The sequence below is a fragment of the Nostoc cycadae WK-1 genome (assembly GCF_002897135.1).
GTDB lineage: Bacteria > Cyanobacteriota > Cyanobacteriia > Cyanobacteriales > Nostocaceae > Nostoc_B.
In genome coordinates, this window is sequence record NZ_DF978488.1 from 1 (window position 1) to 1,017 (window position 1,017).

Genomic DNA, 1,017 nt, shown 5'->3' on the forward strand with positions numbered 1-1,017 from the left:
TACAGCACTTTGTCTAACGGTTTGGTACATTAGAAGATAAAAGTAAAAAATCCGATGAAACCCTACTCAGTAGACCTGCGGGAAAAAATTATTAGCGTTTACGAAGCGGAAAATACATCTATTCGCAAAGTAGCAGAAAGATTCAAGGTAAGTAAAAATACAGTACAAAACCTCGTGAAGCGAAAACGAGAAAAAGGGACGCTAGAGCCAAGTGTAGCGACAGGAGGAAAACCAAGCCAACTATCTGGTTATTCTCAACAGATAGAGCAAATGGTAGCAGAACATCTAGACTATACCCTAGCCGAATACTGTGAGTATTGGGAAGAAAAGACAGGGGTAAGGTTAAGTGAGAGTGCAATGTGCAGATTTCTTCAGAAACAGAAGCTCACCCTCAAAAAAAACAGTACGAAGTAGTCAAGCAGGAACAGAAATTACACAAAATAAAAGGCTTTCTTACTGGGAAAGCGTCCGAGATGTTGTTGCAGATGACCTAGTTTTTGTGGATGAAATGGGCGTATTACTCGGATTAACCAGAGGAATGGGCAGAAGTAAAAAGGGAGACAGAGTTTATGATGTCAAACCATTTTACCGTGGAAGCAGAGTTACCGTAGTGGGGGCTATTAGTAACAAATCAATCCTCTCCCTCAAAACATTAGGGCCATCAATCAATGGAGAAGACTTCAAAAAATTTGTGGAACAAGAGCTATTACCGAAATTGTGGAAAGGGGCAGTAGTGGTCATGGATAATCTCAAAGCACATAAAATGAAGGGGATTATTGAAATGATCGAGTCCGTAGGCGCAAGGGTAGTTTATTTATCACCTTATTCACCTGAATTTAACCCCATAGAACATCTCTGGTGGCAACTCAAAGCATTTATCCGCAAGTTTTCACCAAAAAATATTTTGGCAGTAGTACAACTGTTGTCACTAGGAGTTCTCTTATGCTCAAGTCAGCAACTCCAAAACTACTTTTCTCACTGTTGCTACTGTACCAGTTAGTCGCGCAAAGTGCTGTA

Annotated in this window: 2 protein-coding genes; both read left to right on the forward strand. The window is 40.4% G+C overall.

The genetic code is table 11. The annotated features are described in order from the left end of the window. Window positions 1–54: 54 nt before the first annotated feature. Window positions 55–414 (forward strand): helix-turn-helix domain-containing protein, encoded by a 360-nt coding sequence (locus NCWK1_RS29010; protein WP_103127057.1) that lies wholly within the window; start codon window positions 55–57, stop codon window positions 412–414. Continuing rightward, entirely contained in the window at window positions 347–1,000 is a 654-nt protein-coding gene (locus tag NCWK1_RS29015; RefSeq protein WP_146034074.1) for an IS630 family transposase, read from the forward strand. The genes NCWK1_RS29010 and NCWK1_RS29015 overlap by 68 nt, the downstream gene beginning before the upstream one ends. Window positions 1,001–1,017: the final 17 nt, after the last annotated feature.

What these genes read in the sequence shown, in the direction of transcription:
- NCWK1_RS29010 (WP_103127057.1), top strand. Translation starts at nt 55, where the DNA reads ATGAAACCCTACTCAGTAGACCTGCGGGAAAAAATTATTAGCGTTTAC.